Below are 17,810 nucleotides of genomic sequence, written 5' to 3' on the forward strand. Positions count from 1 at the left end.
CTGTTCTGTAATCCCGCTGTATATCCTTTCAAATATTCATCCGTCGTTGAGGTTTGTAAATGGCTCAATCAGTTGAAATCGAAGCCCGCCGAGTTCGGCGGTCGCTTGGCTATACCTTTATAAATGACGCCCTACTCTCCCCGTTTGGCGTCCAGTTCTTCCTGCTTGCTGGCTTGGTTATGGGCTGGATATTCCCCGCCAGTCTTCTGATCAGTGTTCCCGGACTTTTACTCCATGTCATGCTGTTCAGCGACCGTCCTTTTCGAATGCCCCTGCGCATGCCAACAGATGTGGGCGGAATAGACCTGACAACGGAGCGCGAAATGCCCAAGTACCGTAATGGTTTATGGGGATTTTTCCGCTATGTGGTACGGACCCGCAAATTTTTTCCAGCTGCAGGTGTTATGTGTCTGGGCTTTGCCAGAGGTAAAGCCCTCGCTCGCGAGCTCTGGCTAACATTGGATGATGCATTGCGCCATATGTTGTTATTGGCCACGACGGGGTCAGGTAAAACAGAAGCGCTGCTGTCCGTTTTCTTGAATGCCATCTGCTGGGGCCGAGGCATCTGTTATTCAGATGGTAAAGGGCAAAACTCGCTGGCTTTTGCTATGTGGTCGCTAGCTCGCCGGTTTGGTCGGGAAGATGATTTTTACGTACTTAACTTTATGACGGGAGGAATGGACAAGCTTTTACTGCTGCTACTCAATGACAAAAAACGCCAACCGTCCAACACGATCAATCTGTTTGGTACCGCCAACACCACTTTCATCATCCAATTAATGGAATCCATGCTTCCCCCTGCGGGGAGCGGTGATGCTGGCTGGCAGGACAAAGCCAAATCCATGAATGCTGCGTTGGTCTATGCGGTTTACTACAAATGTAAAAAAGAAAAACGGACCATATCTCAGACAGTTATCCAATCGTATTTACCTTTACGAAAATTGGCTGAGCTCTACCTGGAAGCCAAACGCGATGGCTGGCATAAAGAAGCCTATAACCCATTAGAAAACTATTTCAATACACTAGCCGGCTTTCGCATTGAGCTCATTAGCCAGCCCTCAACTTGGGAGCAAGGTGTCTATGATCAACACGGCTACTTAATTCAGCAATTCAACCGCATGCTCACCATGTTCAACGACTTGTACGGCCACATTTTCTCTACCGATGCCGGCGACATAAACATTGAGGACATACTGCACAACGACCGCATTCTGTGTACCACTATTCCAGCCCTGGAACTGTCAAAAGGTGAAGCGTCCAATATAGGTAAACTGTATATATCCGCGATTCGCATGACCATGGCCAGAGACTTGGGTTGTGAGCTCGAGGGAATGCTCAACGATGTGTTAATCGTTAAAAAATACAGCGGGAAATTTCCGTTTGCTATCGCGATGGATGAGTTAGGTGCCTATTTTGGTCCTGGTATGGATAACCTGGCCAGCCAGATGCGTAGCTTGGGATATATGCTGATTGTTTCTGCTCAGGATATTCAGCGGTTTATCGCAGAACATCGTGGTGAATACATGACGGTAAACGCTAACTTGCTCACCAAATGGTTTATGGCCCTGCAGGATGAGAAAGATACTTTTGAGTTGGCCAAGATTACTGGCGGGAAAGGATATTACGCCGAATTGGGGGCAGTTGAACAAGCGGGCGGCATCATTACACCCAACTATGAAGATGCCAAAAACAACTACATTCGTGAAAAAGACCGGCTGGATCTCGGCGACCTGAAAGAGTTAAATCCTGGTGAAGGGATGATTTCTTTCAAAAGTGCCCTGGTACCGAGTAGTGCTATCTATATCCCGGATGATGACAAGATGACATCAGCGCTACCGATGCGAATAAACCGATTTATTGAAGTACAAACCCCAACAGAAGCCGAGCTACTTGCTCTAAATCCGACCTTATTGCGCAAACTCCCCCCATCCGCGCAAGAAATTGAAGACATATTACTACGCTTAGACGGCCCAGAAGACAGTACCCATCAAATCGGCATCATGGACCCAATTCTTAAACGTATTGTAGACCTTACCCTTGATCTGGATAACCGCGCTGATATCAGCTACAACCCAACCCAACGGGGCATATTGATGTTTGAAGCGGCCAGAGAAGCTTTACATCAAAACAAACGCAAATGGCGCCATCAACCAACACCACCGAAAACTATCCGGGTCTCAAAAGAAGTGGCTACCTCCTTAGCCGATGCTGACCTGCAAAATACCATATCAAACTGACCTGTTGGCCTTTCAATAATATCCCAATATTCCCTCAGCTCTACCACAGGGAACAAATACATATCTAAAAGTGAGCACAGCAATGGAAGATCAATCATTCGTGGCGGCAGGCACATTGCATCCCCGCACCGTATCTTATCGTTCCAGTTATCTCTATCCCCCCCATTTGGGAAAAAAAGAGTATCTGACCCACATAGCTACCGACGTAATAGGTTTTAAATCGCTTTGCTGCGTTGAGTTTCGTGCAACAGACATCGAATTAATACCTTCACCAGTTGACGGTAAAATTACCTGCCCACTGTGCCTAACTATGTGGCACAACTGCCAGGCTTTTGGGACCGGTGACTTTAATGTTATCGAGATAGCCAATGAAGTAACGCCAGGATGAATGGAGAAAATATAAAAATGAAACATCGCTTTTTTGCGCAAAGTTCACCGTTGATAATCCTGGCCACATTGACACTGTCTTGGCCTGCTTTCGCGATGCCGGCGTTCACTGTTGGCTTCTCCCCTTCGCATTCTGCCAGAGTTGCCGTACTGGATGTAATTAACCAGACCAAGAATACCCTGAACATGGAGGCTTACTCTTTTACCGATAAAGGAATAGCGCAAGCTTTGGTGGCGGCCAAACAACGAGGGGTTAGCGTCAGGGTGGTAGCAGACAAGAAAAGTAACAGCGATAGCTATACCGCGGTGACATTCCTTGCCAATCAGGGCATTCCTATTCGCCTAAATGGTAATTACTCTATAATGCACAATAAGATAATTCTGGCCGACAGTAATACGCTCCAGACAGGGAGCTATAACTACTCGGCCAGTGCAGACAAGCGTAATGCTGAAAACGTTCTAGTCGTGCGGAACCAGCCGCAGTTGGTCGCGGCCTACGAACAGGAATTTGAACGGTTATGGCAAGAAAGTCAGCCGCTTTTACCTAAATACTGAGGCACATCGATGAGCGATAACAACCTAGATTATCAGCGAGGTTACACCGAAATGGTACGACTATGTGCCATGATGCTGATAGTTCAGCTAGACACCCGGGAGGGGCACAGGTTGCAAGCATTGAGCACGTCTCGTGCCGAGAACCTGCGCGATGAGTGCGCTCGATTGCTCAACTTGTTTTCAATGCCAGTACAATTTGATAAAACGAAACACGATGAAGTATTTCAACGCTTGATAGCCATTTTTACCGAAGTTGCAGGTGACAACAGTAATGCCTGGTTATCATATCAGCCAGCGATGCAGCTGCTGCGCGGACACGTTAATTAATAACAAAAAAGCCTGCTCCAGTCTTTGGAGTCGGCTTTTTTGTTTCGTGCTTACGACAGTTTACTGAGGTCGATATCCACCCTGTGGTTTATGACCTTGCTCCAGTTCGTGCAACTTATCCGCACCTGATTTTGGCTGTAAAATCCCCGAATATGACGCCTGTCGGTCAACCTCATAACCCGCTAATATACGTTGCTGAGGATCACTAAGCGGTAGCGGTTTCTCGCCCCCCTCATTAAACCATCCGACCAATCCACATGCCTGATTGACAAAAGTACGGCTCCCCTCAAAGACCATCACTTCCCCTGATTTTTCTTCTGCAATCGTCATAGCACCCGCGATATGCTGGCCATCAGAGATAAATGGATTGGCTATTTCTATCCTCTCACCACGATCCTGTACTTGTACGATTCCATCATGCCGATACTGAATGACGCCGTCGCGATTAATTTGAGTATCATAGCCCTCCAAGTTGAATGGTCTGCAATCATCAGCTGCTGCACACCGGATACCATTCTCAGAAAGCGGTGGTGTTTTGTTAGCACGTTTAAGTCGATACGACCAGCCACGCAACTGTGCAATAGCCGCCTGGTCATGATTAAGGGCCTGTTGCTCTACCCAGGCGCGATAACTCAATCTACGATTTTCCGGGTTGGCATTGAAGACTTTTTTCTCTGCTTTAACCGCGATACGCAAGGCCGCTATAGCTTTCATTCGTTCAACTTCAATGATGTGATAAGTCAACTTGCGGAGCAATGGATCACCGATGGCGATTCGCGCTCTGGCTTTCTGCCAGGCAAAACGTTTAGCCACATGTTGGTAACGTTGCTTGAGTGTCCCCCCCTCCAACTTAGGCTTTATCCATGCAGACTTATAAGCCTGATAGCGTGCTTTCAAATCCTCTCGCGCATCGGCTCTGGCCAGACGTCGGTCGATACGGGCAGTGTTATCCCGAGCATGTAGACGAGGCTCATAAATGAATTCTCGTTTATAGTTGGAATGAATGATGTTGTCATTATCATCGGTTAACATCACAATTTCCGGTGACGGCTCAAACTTACCCAGCGTCTCTTCAAGGCAATACAAGGTCAGGTCTGGATGCAGACTACTTGCTTTAATAGGAGGCAGACTTTCATCTTCGCGCGAATAAATTGCTAAGCCCTCCCCTTTGGGTTTTAACTCCAGACCTGCACGAATAAGCTCAGTATGAATAGCATTCCATGAAGGGTTATCCCCTGCCACAATCTCACCAATACGTTGACGACACTCCCCTGTCGCATAGCTAAACAGACTCTCTGAGTCAGCGTAGTACTCCAATTGCCTAGCTTTACGGGGGATAGATTTAAAGTCATTTTCACTGCGCACGACTTGGTGTGATCCATTCACTTTCCATGCTCCATTATCCGGGGTGAAACCATGCTTCATCTCCAGATGGCGACAAGCTTTATGCAATGTATCAACATCATTATAGAGATTAGCGGCGCGGTATGATTTAGGGTTAACGCGGTTCGCGGCAATATGGCAATGCACATTATCGGTATCTCTATGCACCGCAACGACGTACTGATGATCGGCCATACCGAGTTGCTTCAAACAGTATCGAGCACTATCAAAAATTTGTTCGTCAGTCGGTGTATCTTCTTCACGCCAGGATAAGATGCAGTGATAAACAGCATCCACACAACGCGTGTTTTGCATCGCAACAGCGTTCATTTCAGCCGACGCGGTTTCCAGGCTGAAACAATTGGTTTCGCAAACAACGTTTCCACTTTTAATTTGCTGAGTGCCATCATCAAACATGGCCAACACGGTTTGGTCTTCTACAGAAGCTTTCCGGTCGAGATAATCAATCAGGCGATCAAAGATAGCGGCCTTAGAGAGAGAAGGTCGGATATAGGGATTATCAGGAGAGATAGGCATATCGGGTTTGACTTCATCGCGAAGAGTCAAATAACTCACCAGTTGAATGAAACTGGAACGGCCATCCCGCCGCTTTTCTGGAACAATTGGGATCATGCTTTATCTCGCTCTGCAGCTAAGCCATCAATACCCAGGTCTATACTGATAATCGCTTTTTTGATAGCCACAAGTACCTCAGAGTACTCTTTGCTAAATACCTCACTGACATTGCCCCGCCCCTCGTTAAACAGGTGTTTTTGCAACCCTCCAAGTCGGCGAAGTTCCATTATCATTTCGGTATCGCACTTTGATTCAATACGGCGTCCAAGGCCACTACGAAGCATATAGGCCCCCACACTTAAGCCTGATGCTTTTGCTTTTGTTGCAATGATTTCCTTTTCCTCTGGGTAACAGCGAATGCTGGGCAGCAGGGCTGTTCTGTTCCGGCTTTCGCTTTTACTCATGGTGATAATTTCCCTTACGGTCTCGTAGTCTCAGTCTAGCGGGTGTCGGGGCTCTGCCCTGACCAGGTCGTTTTGTAGGGCAGACTGCGTGCAGGCGGTGCTACAAAACATATCCTGTCCCGTATTTGAAACCGGATATTTGTATTTTGCCCTAAATGGCCTGAGAAGTCATTACACCATGGGAGAACTTTTTTCGGAGTTGTGCTGATTTGAAACGCCCGTATACTATTGTCGTACTTAAAATTTTTCGAATGGGAAAATATTACATATGGCGGCAAAAAATCATTACAGTACTGAGCAGTTAGAATTAGCGAAAGTACAATTATCTGAATTACCTGATTTGAGAAAAGAGCGTCTCACGGGTAAGGAAGTATTGGCAGGATTAAAAGAGCAAATTTTAATCTTGGCTACGCAAAAAGGGTATACAGCTAAAGATATAAAATCAGCATTGGAAAGTTGCGAAATTGTTGTCAGTGAAAGAGCTATTCAGGAAGCCATTAAATCTGTAGCTGTGACAAAAAAGAAAACAGCTTCATTATCGAAAGTAAGAAGCATTAAAAAAGCAGAAGTAGAAAATACCGGAAAAAATGTGGCAGCACAGAGTTGATAAATCTGTCGGTCATGGCTCAATGTCGTGAACGGCAGAAAGGGTAAATTTAATGCAATATAGATTCATGTCTCGAATCAATTAATATCCATCAGCGGCACTCAATGTGCTGCTGATGGATAAGAAGTTTTCACCAGTCGCAGATTGGCATTCCTTGAATTACACCACCGTCACAATCAAACTGAATCATTTTGATATCATGTTTTGTCATCATTTGATAAACAAATTTCCTTAGAGTTTTTGATAATCCCATACGTTTCAAACGTAACACAGCGACTCTTCCGCCCCATAAATCAATAATAAATCCATACTCATATTCTAAAACCCAATTGGCTTGTGGGGTTATCCTACAACCGTACATACCAAGAATGGTATTATCATCAAATGTCATGTGTGCTGTAGAGCAAACCAGACAGCGTTTAACTTCCAGTTCTTTACTCATAATTGCTCCTATAGGCGGTGTGATCAGCACCGCCATAAAGTGAATTAGGCTTTAATTTTTTTCATTTCTTCGGCCAATTTCCAAAGAGCATTATTGAGTTTTATATCTCCCGTAATCCCATTTACAGCACGGGTTTTACTGCGCTTACCTTGCGCATTAATGCCATGTAGTCCACCCTTTATCATATTTTCCTGCACCCGCTGATAAGTCGTCCATAAATCAGTATTTTTATCCTGCCAACGGCGAGCATTTAAAATCTGGTCAGCGGTTATAGGTTGATGATCGTTTGAATATTTGTACTCTAATGCGGCCTCTGCATAAGCCTGTTGTTCTTCATTATTCAACATAATGGATTTCATTTCGTTTCGTGATTCAGTCACTTTATCGAACAGACCTAAAACCTCATAGGCACCTTCAATAACTTGTCCTGCCACATCACCTTTGTGCGGCACACGCACATCTCCGAACGTATCACCGCATACTAATCCGTTATTGCAGACGAACCGAAAAAGACCGGGGATCATTTGATAGCTGCTACTACCATCATGACTGTTAAGCAAAATAATTTCGGGAACTTCATCATTTTTGCTAAACCCATTTCGACGTAGACGCAGCATATGGCGAGTATGTCCGCGCTTGTTTTCATCACGAACACGAGTTTGACAGGCATAAAAAGGTTGAAAGCCCTCTTCACGCAGTTTCTCCAAAAGGGTGATCGTAGGTATGTAAGTATAGCGTTCGCTGCGCGATTCATGTTTTTCTTCCGAGAAAACACTCGGTACATATCTTTCTAGCTCACCATTAGTCAGTGGGCGTTCTTGACGGATAACAGTCGCATTACCAAAACCGGTATATAGACGTTGCATATTAATTCTCCTTTGAATTTGTTTCTGGTGTCACTCTTTATCCGGCGTTGCCGGGCTCAGAGCGTCTTGTGCTGTGACAATAAGACCGGGATGGGGTATGAGCCGTAGGCGCAAGGGCGTTACCGCATGCCGCACGCGCAAGCGAACGACCGCAGGGAGGGAGTGCGAACGGGAGAGGATAACGGCGCAAGCGTACCCTTGTGACTCCGGCGCCCCAGCCTAGTGTCTGTCACGGCATAAGGCACTCTGTGCTCAGCCTGTGGACTGGAAGAGTGATGCAGATACTCTCAACCTGGCGCAGCCAGGTATCCTTGACGTTGCCACTATCAGTGGCAACAGTTGAAGCGGCGCGGGCTTTGCCCGCTGCAAGCGTGGAGTTTTCGGTTGATGCCGGTTCAATACCGGCATCAACCGATTAGCGGGGAAAAAATACCGCCTATAAAGACGGTATCTAACGGTTCATATTCACACTAGGCAAATGCATTCTGATACAGAGATTTAATAGTATCGATGAATACGGTTCTTTCATTTTCATCAATACTTAGCCAATTATTGAGAAGAACAGCCAGAACATCAGACGCGAGGGACGTATCAGGAATATCATGAAACTTAATTAATTCCTCCCCGAACGGCTCCACGACTTCATATAGCCAAACACCCGCTAAATCATAATTTTCGGAGACATATTCAGCGACAGCCTCGAGCCCTTTTGCTTGAGATATCAAGGCCGCAATCATGTCCATCTCACTGACTCCCGACCGCTCAAGCGCCTTAATAAAATCTTCGCGTCGATCCAATGCGCCCCGAACCAGATAAGTCGCACTCAAAACTGTTTGTTCATTCATCGCATCACTCCTGCTCGATGGAATACCGCCCCATCATTGGGGCGGTGCGTTTAATCAGGCATAAGCCCGTTTAAGTTCAAGCGTGCGGAGTAACTGGCCCAGTTCACTGATAAGCATTGCCGGTACTCTGACCGACTTTTTTTTACTCTGGCATTTGGCAATGTGGCGTGCCCGCGCTTTGCTCGACAGGCTGATCTCGTCTACAGCAATTGCAGGATGGTTTATGCGCTGCTGTTTTTTCGGGGTCTGCTTTACAAAACTGGCAGTTGGTGCAATGATACGAGCGTCAATTTTCATAGTTTTAACTCCAATAGATAATTGATAGCCGGTTAAACTTTCCTAGGGCTAAACCGGCAGAGAGAGCAGACGCAAGTCTGCTTTTTTCATTTCTGGTTTTGGCTTAACACCTCCTTTTCTATCCGTTCGATTATCTCTTCGTGGCTCAGGGTGACAACGTCACGAAACTCAAAATAACGATCTCCTACCTTGGCGTAGATACAAGCCACATTGCCGCAATACATTTCGGCCAGCTTGAACGATTCGTTAACCATGTTGCCGCGCCAGTCGAGCGGATACATCGTGCCAATCATATCCATGTAGCGTTCCAACGTAATTTCGGCAGGCTTGGTCATAGCCGCCTCTTCCCTTGACAACCAATAAGCGGCCTCAGTATTGCTATCCCAGCTAAAACGATCATTCGTGTTACACACTGTCTGATACATCGTATTTCTCCTTGGTTGATAAGAGCCAGCCAACGGCTGGCTCTAGGGGGTTTAATGCTTTTTGAAACTGCTGAAAAAACCGAATAACCAATAATGGACAGCATCCATAAAACCAAACGTCTCCCCATAATGGGCGTGGGCCTCTTCTGCCATTGCGACCTCCTGTATGACGTTATCGAACGCACGACTTAGGGCCGATTTTTTTGCTATGCCGTTCTGAGTGCTCATAGTGGTTTCTTTTTCCTCATATCTTTCTGTAGATTCAGGAAGCGGCGGTCTTGACGTTTGTGTGTTCATCCTGGTTGCTCTCCTTCGGTGGTTGTCCATCTCTCTGTGAGTTCTATCGCGGCAAAGGGCAAAGGAGCAACGACGACGGGAGGAACGCAAGGGCGCCGCTTGCGGCGTGCTATTTACCCTTGCGGGCATCCTGGCGGTGGTGCTACAAGCAGCCCTCCGCGAGAGGGCTTACCGAGTGATGGCGTTCCGAACTGCACAGACAGGATGAACACACCGCGACACGACGGTACGGCGGGGCGTCCTTAGTGGGAAGCGGCGCGGCCATAGGCCGCTGCAAGCGAGGGCAATTGACGTTCAGGCATCGCGTACTATCCGACAGGACAGAGACACGCATCGCGGGGCTCTGCGGAAGCTGGACTGCGCCCGACGGCGCGGGAGAGCTGGAGTGTAAGCGACGACCTGGGCGCTTGCGCACAGGGAGCCGAAGGGGCCCCCATCCCTGTTTGATGATGTGTACAGGAAGAACGAACAGGTAGAATGGCCACCATAGGAATGAGAATAATAGTAGAGAGAAGCACTATATAATTAGAAGATGCTGACTTATTTCAACGCTGAATCATATCGATAGACGGCATATTAAGGGATAAGGCCGTAGTGGCGAAGCCACAACAGCCTTTTGACTTAACAGCTTTTTCAGCTTCTGCTCGAGTTAACCATTCGTTGTATGGTAAGGCTCATGTCGATTAAGTCATCGCCGTAGATGAAAAATGGCTCTGTCTCTTCGTAATTGCAACTGGTACACATACGTATCACATAGCACGGGTATTTTTCCGGCCCCTCTTCCAGCCAACGTTTTGAGATCACTTGCTTGTCGTTGCGATAATCATAAAAATAGTTCTTACGCAGCCAGCGCTTGTATGAGTTGATATTCTTTATGTAGCTCAGTTGCTCCTTTAGCCTATTCGCCATCTGTATTCCCCTCAGATTTCACTTTCACTCCTGCACAGTTCTCCAGTTTATTCGAGAGCATAAGTGAATCAAGCCACTGTTCTACAACCGTTCTATTCCCCAATTCTTCGCGCATTTCTCTGACAATAGACCACATCGGATTCCCCATGAAGAAGGGTTCGCACCGTAAATTGACAAACTGGCGGCCCCAAGCCTGTGCCATCTCGACCAAATCATCGTCATCTATTCCCTGCCGTTCCTGACGCTTGTACCACGCAGCCAGTTCACTCGGGGTAATAAAAGCCAGTTCAATTTCTGCCTGCGCGACCAGGCACTGATAGCGTCGCCTCTTTTGCTGTTTTTGTTTCGCCTGATTACGCTCTTTGCGCTCAAACTGCATAAGCCATTTACGATCACGGCGCTCTCGACATAATACGGCGTAAGCGGGGAACAACTTCTTAGGGGTGTCATCCGGTAGAGGTAACGGACAATATTGGCCACCACTTTCAATCAATCTATCCAGAGCTTGCATATAACGGTGCATTGGTTCACCCCCGCGTATTTGCGGGCAGTAATTACTGGCGACTAACCGGATATCGCGAGCCAGAATTTTCGTCCGGCCCTCATTCAGCATACGGAAAAATGCTTTGGCATACGGATATTCAGCCAGTCGTTGGCCCTGTATTCTTTTCCGTTCGACAATGGCCATTGCATGGATTGCCGCCTGCTGATATTCGTTCATGGATATTAATGCGCGATTATTCGGGATCATACGGCAATCCCCCCCATGTGAAGCGCTTTAGCCAGTACCGTTGCCTGTTGGAATCCGGCTTTATAATACTCAGCCACATGGGCCAGAACCTTATTCATAATATTGGGATCAAAGTACTCGGTAATACACACCCATGCCCTTGATTCACCGCCATCAAAAGGCAGTGATATCGTCCAAAACTCGTTTTCCTCCCCAGCACTGCACACGTTGAGCACGATATCGCTCATGCCAGTGGGACTGACACGCAGTGAAACAGGATGTACGCCGCCGAATTCACGCCCATATTCCACATCAACCAGCCATCCTGACGGCAAATTCAGATATTGTAAGACTGCACTGGATAGGCGCTGGCGATAATCCGTCCCGCGTTCCCAATATTGCTCCAGTTCAACAGGGCTTAAACCTTGCAAGGCCACCAGAGAGAAACTTTCTTGTTTTGTCATTGTTTGTCATTGCCGCCCTTGAGGGCGGCATCTCCCTGTTAGGCTGCAATATCAATGTTATTTGAGGTTTCGGTAAGCGGTTGTGTTTGTTCGACCGCATCACGCTGGATACACGCTGGCATCCAACGAGTTCTACTGATCACCTCTTCTGCCAGTTCGGCTGCATCACCTTTTTTCATTTTCAGGGAATCAGAAGCGGCTCCCGTCAATCCAGCATCAGTCAACGCATCTGAAATACCGTCTCTGTTGATACGACCAAAGAAATTGGCTTTTGTCGGTTGCCACCAATCCCGCAGGTCAAAATTCAGTGAGGCTTCAACTGATTCCAACGTCTCACCGGCTTTATTATTTCGGCTCATTTGTTCCGTTACACCGTCCAATGTTCCGGCAACACAATATGCTAGCAAAGCAATTTGGCTGGCCTTATCCCATCCCATCAGCCATTCGTAGTCGTTTTCCCAGCCATCAGGAAAATTCGCAACCCAGGCGATATGCATATCCTCAAGAACCTGCATAGCCCTACTATTGGCAACAGTAGGTGCATTATTTTCTAACGCTGATTTGTTGTGATGCAGACTAAAGGCTAATGTCTTTAACTTGAAGCTGTCGCTCCGAAATACCGACTTCATACAATCATGAATGAAGATAGCCAGTGCAACATCAGGTTGCTGTGCCAAAGCGGCCTGAACAGCCATCGTTCTCTCTGAGGAAAGACTTTTAACCAGCACAGCTGATAGCTGCTTTGATTGCGCTTTTTGTGGTTGTTGAGTGGTCAACTCTTCGTTAGTTTCTTCGCTAGGTGCTACATCACACAGCAACATGACACCGCGCTGAATGACTAACTCACCCTCATTCAAATGCGCCACAATGCCAGACTGTGCGCGTACATCATTCGACCATCCGCGAATGTCTGCCGTTACGGTAATGGCGTCTAACTCTGCCTTACATGCATCGCTTTCAGCATTTTTTTCAAGATCATCCTCTTCACTCGCCATATGCTCGATGTCATAAGCATCGAGAAGCTGTTCCAGAATTGCCATCCGCGCTGACTCTTCATCAGTAAAAATTGGCGTGGGCTGGCGTAATAAACTGTATAACTCGGCATCTTCACCCGTACTGTAGACTCGATGCATACGACCCTCAGCCCACTTCCACCCCTCTTCTCTGGAAATAATGGTAGCGATTTCAGCCAGTTTTTCTCGGGTTAAGCGCTCAAGCAAAACAGGATCTGAAATAAAACCCTCTTCGGTAAACAGGTCATAGTTGAATGAGCCTCCAGCCTGTTCGTAGGCATCGCGACCGACAAATGCCAATTGCCCATTATTTTCAGCAGAAATCTCCCCCCTCAAAACCTCACTTCGCAAATATTCTGGTTGTTTGGTATAGCCATAAGCGTTACTCCAAACCGTAGACTGACGCTCATGATCCTCACTGGCAGATAACGCTTGTAGCTGGTCAAGATTGATTTCATCTTTAGCCAGCGCCTCCAATAACATGGGAGCCATTGATGCTAAACGCAGACATTTTTGAACATGCTTAGTGCTGTAGCCCAGCAAGCTACCAATTTGTACTGGAGTTCTGCCCTCAGAAGCCATGTCCCGAAACGCGGTCACTTGGTCTGCCGGGTGCATATCTTCACGCTTACCGTTTTCTGTATAAGAGATCAGACGCGCCATATTTTTATCAAAGACTTTTACATCAATAGGATAGTCAGCGGTAACAAGTCCAGCCGGAGTAGAACGGCTCTCACTCAATAGCAGTTCAAATGCCAAATGTCGGCGTTCCCCTCCTGCTACACCATAGTTGCCCTCGTCGGTCAGAAAAACGATAAGATTTTGTAACAACCCAACGCTTTCAATACTTGCGGCCAGCCCTGCAATTGAAGCGGGAGTCGACTTTTTCTTACGGGCATTCAGTTCAGTAGATACCAACCGATGAAGTGGGACGGTAATTGTTGGGGTATTCGCTAGCGCTTCATTCACCTTAGCTGCAACCTTGCTGTTTTTCGGGGTTGCTTTCACTTTGGCTGTTGCTTTAGTATCAATATTAGACATGTGATAACTCCTGTAAGTTATTGCTTGTTAAGGTCGTATATGAAGCTAGAACTCCATACACAACCGGATAAGCAGGGGTAACCCTGCTTTTTTTACGTGTAGCTTATGCACCAATGGATCATGCAAAGTTCATCACTGGCGGCGACTGGCCAACTGTCGACCAACCAAACCGAGTAATAATCAGGGCCGCAATTGACGGTCAGACATACCGCATCAGCAGGTAGCGCTGGCGCTTCGATTGTTCCCGTACTGTGCCCCCCCACCAAAGAGATAACATGCTGATAAACATCCCAAAACATTGCCTCAGTAAAACCATATCTTTCGGTAGGCTCTTGAAGCGGCGGTTTTGACGTTGATGTTATTTGTGTGTGCATTCTGCTTCTCCCCTTTCGGTGTTTTTCATATCTCTCGGTGAGTATCTTTCGCGGCAATGGGCGTAGGAGCGACAGACCTGGGCAGAAAACAAGGGGCCGCTTGCGGCGTTTACCCTACCTTGTTTTTTGAACGGGGATGGTGCTACACACAGCCCACCGCCAAAGATGCTGGCCGTGAGATAACACACCGAACAAGCAAATAGAATGCACACACCGCGACACGACGAAACGGCGTGGCGTCCTTGCAGCCCCGGAGGGGTTATCGCCGGGGCGGTGATGGCGCTGGCAATAGCCAGCTGCGGGGTGGAATTTGACGTTATCCATCAGACACTAGCCGAATGGCCCGAAACCTGTAGGGGTTCGGCGGAGACTGCAGGGGCGTAGCCACTGCTTGGCGGAGTGTGGCTCGACTGTTGAACGGCGCCAGCCGGTCAGCAGCCGGAGGTGGCAAGCAAGGTTTTCGGGTCTACTTTCACCAGGCGAATAATGAAATTAATCATTATAAATTCAATAAATAACAGTCAGATATAAAATTTTAGCTATTTGTTTCCATTGATATTCTGCGGTTCACTGAGTCGCTATAAGCAATCAATAGTATGCTAAGAATCAGTACGCGTAGCGCCGTTAGGCGCATTACGGCAGGCGAAGCCTGCCAGGGTTTTGCGCGGCATTTGGCAGGTCCCCCTGCCTCGTTCTTTATGCATCCGGGAGTTTTCCATTCCCCCCTTGAATGATAAATTGGTTACAAATGTAAACTGATGCCTGCCACGTTAAATATTCACACATTGAATCGACAATCTGCGCGGTAGTGACGGGGGCCAGTTCATTGGCCTTTCTACGCTCATTGATCAGGTTTTTATACTGTCTGAGGATGTCACGGCTTTCTGGTTTGAGTTGCATGTAATGTCCTTAGCGGCAAGGTTCTTCTTGCCGCTTTACAGTGTCAGGATGTGAAAACAAAACCACTATAAAAAGTCAGGCCGCTGGTAAACAGATCCCGCGCGTATGCTTCAAAGTCGATATAATTCTGAAGACAGTCTGGAACTTCACTGAGTAGACCAGATTCCTCCACGTATTCGCGGGCGTAGTCTTCCTCACTTCCCGCCTCCCCGATATATGCATCCTGAAATTTATCGAAATCACACTCTCCTGAGTATTCAGCCCAAGCCACAAATGCCTCGCTCCGCCCTTCTTCCCCAGCTTGTCTGAACGCTTCAATAAATGTCCAGTCAACATGGGATTCAGAAGCGTGCTTTGACGGTATTCCTTCCCAATCCTGAAACATCAACTCTGGGTCAGATTCGTCGCAGTGGATCTTGCTGCAAGCGGCGTAAAAATCCTCTTCACTGTCAAAATCAGTCAGATCCAACCACTGGCCAGCAATGCTGCCACAGTTGTATTTATGGTACGTGCCGACATAGACAGAAGGTGAAATCGTGCTCATGTAAATTCCTCCGCAGGTTGTGGGATAACAACACCGGCTTACGCCGTGCCGACACGACAGACGGGCGCAAAGTGGAGGATGCAGGGGCGCTACCGGAAGCCGCAGCGCAAGCGAAGGAGCGAAGTGGACTGGACGGCCAGCGAGTGAATATTGAACGAGCGGGCAACGGGAAGAACACTGAGTGGATGAGTGCGAACGGGTGAGGATAGCGGCGAAGCGAACCCTTGCAGCCGTAGCGGCCCGTCTAAAGTGAAGGCACGGCGTTAGCCGTCACAACGACAATATTGCAGAAGAAATAGATTTAATAACCGCCACTGCCTGCAGTGGCCAAGCTACCGTCCCTTTGCACATAGCAAAGGGAACGATAGCGGACGCTCTCGATGGCGTCCGTTTTCGCAGTTAACCGGGCAGGACGAGGCTTAAATCGAGAAAAGAGCGCCCCATAGGGACGCTCATCAGTTTTAGCCACCAAAATGGGGGAGGTTATCTATAATATATTCCGGTCCAATTTCGCGGGAATACTCATATCCATCATCCCCCATAAACTCTTCAAACTCGATATTATCATTCGCTCCATCAACCAAATCTCCCTTGTTATATTCGCCATACCCACAGAACCCACACCCTGATTCACTGAAATAGTGCATAACATCACAGTCAAATTGACGACTCAACGCACTTAACACATCATTTGACGGGGGTCCCCAAGGAGTATCAAAATCTAACGTTAATTCACATGTTTCCCCGAAGACATCAAGGCTACAAGCTGTTGGCCATTTAACCTCGTACAGACTGAGATATAGGCTACAACTGCTACTGATATTCGCCAGAAGTCGGCCATTAAAGCCATTGACCTCATTCGCGAGCCGTGTAGGCAACAACGACCGCATATCAAACGGCTGTCCATTATCGATAGATAAAGGGAGATCCCAATATTCTGAATAAGATGGCGATGTCCCTGATACTGTACAATTAAACCAGTCGTATCCCTTTTCTTTAAACAATGACTCAATAGTCTCCTGAGCCGCATCGGGTAAGGTTTCCCATCTCTTATCCCCTATCCCGCTTTGTCCATATAGCCGGTCAATATATGTGCAAGCTGTGTCATCCAGTTCTACGTTATTCAATAGCAACGTGACCCACTCGGTAAACGCCAAATTTTCTGGCGAGATCACTCCTCGCCCCGTAGAGGTAAGATCCCGATATGGCGTATATTCCGAGCCATCCACCGTCTGCAGCAGACCAGCGCATCCGGCGACAAATAGACGAATACTCTGCTTGATGGCCATTTCATACTTGTGCGGCATCTCACCCAGCGCAAAAGCTTCAACGGCATCGAGCTGTTCTTTACTGCCGGTCACAATTAACCGGTTCGCGCACCAATTTGGCATGTTACATACTCCCATCTAAAGGTTATCGGATAACGGCTTGCGCCGTAGCCACAACACAGACGGGCGAAAAGTGGAGCAGGCAGGGGCCGGACCGGAGGCCGCACGCGCAAGCGAATGACCGCAGGGAAGGAGTGCGAACGGGTGAGGATACGGGCATAGCGACCCCTTGCTGGCGCAGCGGCCCGGCTACGTTCGGGCTACGGCGTAAGCCCCAAACGACACAAAATCTATTTAAAACCCCCGCCCATAGGGCGGTTTGCCTGACTACAAACGAGGATAGTGTCGATATTGTCACCTCGGACATGACCGGTTCGAGGCCGGTCATGTCCGTAGCCTGAAAAATCAGTACTCACATCCCTGGATAAAGGAAACAGGCCCGCTCCAGGCAGGCCTGCCAATAGCTTAACGACACGCCAGCTGCTGCTCGCAGTCCAGGGCATATCCATCTTCATTAAACCGCGCAGGCCAATCATGCATGTTATGTAACTGACACAGACTCAGTTCCCCTGGGCGATATAAAAGATGTCGGCACCAGGCACAGCAATCATCGTCAGATATCGAGCGGGAAAACGGGGTACTTTCCAATGACAAAACGTAAACGGGGGCTTGCTGGACGTGAAGAGGGATAAAATTGCTCATGACATTCGCTCCGAGTTATCAGATTAAGGTAGCGGCCTACGCCGTGCCCCTAAACCAAGACGGGCAAATAACGGATTTTACAAGGGCAGAACTGGAAGCCGCACGCGCAAGCGAATGACCGCAGGGAGGGAGTGCGAACGGGTGAAGGGCTGGCGTA

23 protein-coding genes are annotated in these 17,810 nt (G+C 47.8%); 8 read left to right on the forward strand and 15 right to left on the reverse strand.

Features of this window, described 5'->3' with window-relative positions:
* The first annotated feature begins 59 nt into the window (after positions 1-59).
* The 4 genes from trbC to DBA33_RS15530 all read left to right on the forward strand — a co-directional run bounded on the left by trbC (position 60) and on the right by DBA33_RS15530 (position 3,506).
* Complete coding sequence (gene trbC, locus DBA33_RS15520; protein WP_240442712.1) at positions 60-2,237, forward strand: F-type conjugative transfer protein TrbC; 2,178 nt, start codon at positions 60-62, stop codon at positions 2,235-2,237.
* Positions 2,238-2,319: 82 nt separating this feature from the next.
* Positions 2,320-2,625, forward strand: a complete 306-nt coding sequence (locus DBA33_RS20680) for a hypothetical protein (protein ID WP_162975221.1) — start codon at positions 2,320-2,322, stop codon at positions 2,623-2,625.
* 95 nt (positions 2,626-2,720) lie between these two features.
* Positions 2,721-3,179, forward strand: coding sequence for a phospholipase D family protein (locus DBA33_RS15525; RefSeq protein WP_346341325.1), 459 nt, complete (start codon positions 2,721-2,723; stop codon positions 3,177-3,179).
* Positions 3,180-3,188: 9 nt separating this feature from the next.
* The gene (locus tag DBA33_RS15530) at positions 3,189-3,506 is read left to right on the forward strand and encodes a hypothetical protein (RefSeq protein WP_050289016.1); all 318 of its coding nucleotides are present in this window, start codon (positions 3,189-3,191) and stop codon (positions 3,504-3,506) included.
* Between the two features lie 60 nt (positions 3,507-3,566).
* Here the strand turns inward: DBA33_RS15530 and traI are convergent, their stop codons facing one another.
* Both traI and mobA read right to left on the reverse strand, forming a co-directional pair.
* Positions 3,567-5,522, reverse strand: coding sequence for a TraI/MobA(P) family conjugative relaxase (gene traI, locus DBA33_RS15535; protein WP_120806754.1), 1,956 nt, complete (start codon positions 5,520-5,522; stop codon positions 3,567-3,569).
* Positions 5,519-5,869: a plasmid mobilization protein MobA gene (gene mobA / locus DBA33_RS15540; protein ID WP_050074462.1), complete on the reverse strand. Its 351-nt coding sequence runs from the start codon at positions 5,867-5,869 to the stop codon at positions 5,519-5,521. Before mobA ends, traI begins: the two co-directional genes overlap by 4 nt.
* 268 nt (positions 5,870-6,137) lie before the next feature.
* Here mobA and DBA33_RS15545 point away from each other — a divergent pair, with 268 nt between their 5' ends.
* Positions 6,138-6,476, forward strand: coding sequence for a mobilization protein MobC (locus tag DBA33_RS15545; RefSeq protein ID WP_120806755.1), 339 nt, complete (start codon positions 6,138-6,140; stop codon positions 6,474-6,476).
* Positions 6,477-6,606: 130 nt separating this feature from the next.
* Here the strand turns inward: DBA33_RS15545 and DBA33_RS15550 are convergent, their stop codons facing one another.
* Positions 6,607-6,918, reverse strand: a complete 312-nt coding sequence (locus DBA33_RS15550; protein ID WP_120806756.1) for a DUF5983 family protein — start codon at positions 6,916-6,918, stop codon at positions 6,607-6,609.
* Positions 6,919-6,962: 44 nt separating this feature from the next.
* On the reverse strand, positions 6,963-7,784 hold the full coding sequence (locus DBA33_RS15555) for a DUF932 domain-containing protein (RefSeq protein WP_120806757.1): 822 nt from the start codon (positions 7,782-7,784) through the stop codon (positions 6,963-6,965).
* A gap of 275 nt (positions 7,785-8,059) precedes the next feature.
* On the opposite strand from DBA33_RS15555, the gene DBA33_RS20685 reads away from it, so the two are divergent.
* On the forward strand, positions 8,060-8,203 hold the full coding sequence (locus DBA33_RS20685; RefSeq protein WP_162975222.1) for a hypothetical protein: 144 nt from the start codon (positions 8,060-8,062) through the stop codon (positions 8,201-8,203).
* A 51-nt stretch (positions 8,204-8,254) separates the two neighbouring features.
* Here the strand turns inward: DBA33_RS20685 and DBA33_RS15560 are convergent, their stop codons facing one another.
* The 8 genes from DBA33_RS15560 to DBA33_RS20690 all read right to left on the reverse strand — a co-directional run bounded on the left by DBA33_RS15560 (position 8,255) and on the right by DBA33_RS20690 (position 14,179).
* On the reverse strand, positions 8,255-8,629 hold the full coding sequence (locus DBA33_RS15560) for a hypothetical protein (protein ID WP_120806758.1): 375 nt from the start codon (positions 8,627-8,629) through the stop codon (positions 8,255-8,257).
* Positions 8,630-8,683: 54 nt separating this feature from the next.
* The gene (locus DBA33_RS15565; RefSeq protein WP_120806759.1) at positions 8,684-8,926 is read right to left on the reverse strand and encodes a hypothetical protein; all 243 of its coding nucleotides are present in this window, start codon (positions 8,924-8,926) and stop codon (positions 8,684-8,686) included.
* A gap of 86 nt (positions 8,927-9,012) precedes the next feature.
* Positions 9,013-9,351 carry a hypothetical protein gene (locus DBA33_RS15570; RefSeq protein ID WP_050074456.1) on the reverse strand — a complete coding sequence of 113 codons (339 nt, stop codon included), beginning with the start codon at positions 9,349-9,351 and terminating at the stop codon, positions 9,013-9,015.
* Positions 9,352-9,402: 51 nt separating this feature from the next.
* A complete protein-coding gene (locus DBA33_RS15575) occupies positions 9,403-9,648 on the reverse strand; it encodes a hypothetical protein (RefSeq protein ID WP_120806760.1) in 246 nt (81 codons plus the stop codon).
* 898 nt (positions 9,649-10,546) lie between these two features.
* Positions 10,547-11,308: a plasmid SOS inhibition protein A gene (locus DBA33_RS15585; RefSeq protein ID WP_120806762.1), complete on the reverse strand. Its 762-nt coding sequence runs from the start codon at positions 11,306-11,308 to the stop codon at positions 10,547-10,549.
* Positions 11,305-11,751 (reverse strand): conjugation system SOS inhibitor PsiB, encoded by a 447-nt coding sequence (gene psiB, locus DBA33_RS15590; RefSeq protein WP_120806763.1) that lies wholly within the window; start codon positions 11,749-11,751, stop codon positions 11,305-11,307. The genes DBA33_RS15585 and psiB overlap by 4 nt, the downstream gene beginning before the upstream one ends.
* 38 nt (positions 11,752-11,789) lie before the next feature.
* Positions 11,790-13,805 carry a ParB/RepB/Spo0J family partition protein gene (locus DBA33_RS15595; RefSeq protein WP_120806764.1) on the reverse strand — a complete coding sequence of 672 codons (2,016 nt, stop codon included), beginning with the start codon at positions 13,803-13,805 and terminating at the stop codon, positions 11,790-11,792.
* Positions 13,806-13,897: 92 nt separating this feature from the next.
* Positions 13,898-14,179, reverse strand: a complete 282-nt coding sequence (locus DBA33_RS20690) for a ribulokinase (RefSeq protein WP_088130816.1) — start codon at positions 14,177-14,179, stop codon at positions 13,898-13,900.
* Positions 14,180-14,383: 204 nt separating this feature from the next.
* Between DBA33_RS20690 and DBA33_RS20695 the strand changes: the two genes are divergently transcribed.
* Positions 14,384-14,563, forward strand: coding sequence for a hypothetical protein (locus DBA33_RS20695; RefSeq protein ID WP_145560257.1), 180 nt, complete (start codon positions 14,384-14,386; stop codon positions 14,561-14,563).
* Positions 14,564-14,875: 312 nt separating this feature from the next.
* Here DBA33_RS20695 and DBA33_RS15600 read toward each other — a convergent pair whose 3' ends face one another.
* Positions 14,876-15,079, reverse strand: a complete 204-nt coding sequence (locus DBA33_RS15600) for a hypothetical protein (RefSeq protein WP_088130818.1) — start codon at positions 15,077-15,079, stop codon at positions 14,876-14,878.
* Positions 15,080-15,122: 43 nt separating this feature from the next.
* Positions 15,123-15,629 (reverse strand): antirestriction protein ArdA, encoded by a 507-nt coding sequence (locus DBA33_RS15605; protein ID WP_120806765.1) that lies wholly within the window; start codon positions 15,627-15,629, stop codon positions 15,123-15,125.
* 65 nt (positions 15,630-15,694) lie between these two features.
* On the opposite strand from DBA33_RS15605, the gene DBA33_RS21175 reads away from it, so the two are divergent.
* Entirely contained in the window at positions 15,695-15,826 is a 132-nt protein-coding gene (locus DBA33_RS21175; protein ID WP_276148128.1) for a hypothetical protein, read from the forward strand.
* A 258-nt stretch (positions 15,827-16,084) separates the two neighbouring features.
* On the opposite strand, the gene DBA33_RS15615 is transcribed toward DBA33_RS21175, so the two are convergent.
* Positions 16,085-17,014, reverse strand: coding sequence for a DUF1281 domain-containing protein (locus DBA33_RS15615; protein ID WP_162975224.1), 930 nt, complete (start codon positions 17,012-17,014; stop codon positions 16,085-16,087).
* Between the last annotated feature and the right edge of the window lie 796 nt (positions 17,015-17,810).

Origin of the sequence: Yersinia sp. IP36721, from assembly GCF_003634395.1 — a bacterium.
In the GTDB taxonomy this organism is placed as follows: Bacteria; Pseudomonadota; Gammaproteobacteria; order Enterobacterales; family Enterobacteriaceae; genus Yersinia; species Yersinia entomophaga.

What these genes read in the sequence shown, in the direction of transcription:
- DBA33_RS15595 (WP_120806764.1), bottom strand. Translation starts at nt 13,805, where the DNA reads ATGTCTAATATTGATACTAAAGCAACAGCCAAAGTGAAAGCAACCCCG.
- DBA33_RS15560 (WP_120806758.1), bottom strand. Translation starts at nt 8,629, where the DNA reads ATGAATGAACAAACAGTTTTGAGTGCGACTTATCTGGTTCGGGGCGCA.
- psiB (WP_120806763.1), bottom strand. Translation starts at nt 11,751, where the DNA reads ATGACAAAACAAGAAAGTTTCTCTCTGGTGGCCTTGCAAGGTTTAAGC.
- DBA33_RS15615 (WP_162975224.1), bottom strand. Translation starts at nt 17,014, where the DNA reads ATGCCAAATTGGTGCGCGAACCGGTTAATTGTGACCGGCAGTAAAGAA.
- DBA33_RS20680 (WP_162975221.1), top strand. Translation starts at nt 2,320, where the DNA reads ATGGAAGATCAATCATTCGTGGCGGCAGGCACATTGCATCCCCGCACC.
- DBA33_RS15550 (WP_120806756.1), bottom strand. Translation starts at nt 6,918, where the DNA reads ATGAGTAAAGAACTGGAAGTTAAACGCTGTCTGGTTTGCTCTACAGCA.
- DBA33_RS15600 (WP_088130818.1), bottom strand. Translation starts at nt 15,079, where the DNA reads ATGCAACTCAAACCAGAAAGCCGTGACATCCTCAGACAGTATAAAAAC.
- DBA33_RS15585 (WP_120806762.1), bottom strand. Translation starts at nt 11,308, where the DNA reads ATGATCCCGAATAATCGCGCATTAATATCCATGAACGAATATCAGCAG.
- trbC (WP_240442712.1), top strand. Translation starts at nt 60, where the DNA reads ATGGCTCAATCAGTTGAAATCGAAGCCCGCCGAGTTCGGCGGTCGCTT.
- DBA33_RS15575 (WP_120806760.1), bottom strand. Translation starts at nt 9,648, where the DNA reads ATGAACACACAAACGTCAAGACCGCCGCTTCCTGAATCTACAGAAAGA.
- DBA33_RS15525 (WP_346341325.1), top strand. Translation starts at nt 2,721, where the DNA reads ATGCCGGCGTTCACTGTTGGCTTCTCCCCTTCGCATTCTGCCAGAGTT.
- traI (WP_120806754.1), bottom strand. Translation starts at nt 5,522, where the DNA reads ATGATCCCAATTGTTCCAGAAAAGCGGCGGGATGGCCGTTCCAGTTTC.
- DBA33_RS20690 (WP_088130816.1), bottom strand. Translation starts at nt 14,179, where the DNA reads ATGCACACACAAATAACATCAACGTCAAAACCGCCGCTTCAAGAGCCT.
- DBA33_RS15565 (WP_120806759.1), bottom strand. Translation starts at nt 8,926, where the DNA reads ATGAAAATTGACGCTCGTATCATTGCACCAACTGCCAGTTTTGTAAAG.
- DBA33_RS15530 (WP_050289016.1), top strand. Translation starts at nt 3,189, where the DNA reads ATGAGCGATAACAACCTAGATTATCAGCGAGGTTACACCGAAATGGTA.
- mobA (WP_050074462.1), bottom strand. Translation starts at nt 5,869, where the DNA reads ATGAGTAAAAGCGAAAGCCGGAACAGAACAGCCCTGCTGCCCAGCATT.
- DBA33_RS15545 (WP_120806755.1), top strand. Translation starts at nt 6,138, where the DNA reads ATGGCGGCAAAAAATCATTACAGTACTGAGCAGTTAGAATTAGCGAAA.
- DBA33_RS20695 (WP_145560257.1), top strand. Translation starts at nt 14,384, where the DNA reads ATGCACACACCGCGACACGACGAAACGGCGTGGCGTCCTTGCAGCCCC.
- DBA33_RS15555 (WP_120806757.1), bottom strand. Translation starts at nt 7,784, where the DNA reads ATGCAACGTCTATATACCGGTTTTGGTAATGCGACTGTTATCCGTCAA.
- DBA33_RS15570 (WP_050074456.1), bottom strand. Translation starts at nt 9,351, where the DNA reads ATGTATCAGACAGTGTGTAACACGAATGATCGTTTTAGCTGGGATAGC.
- DBA33_RS20685 (WP_162975222.1), top strand. Translation starts at nt 8,060, where the DNA reads ATGCAGATACTCTCAACCTGGCGCAGCCAGGTATCCTTGACGTTGCCA.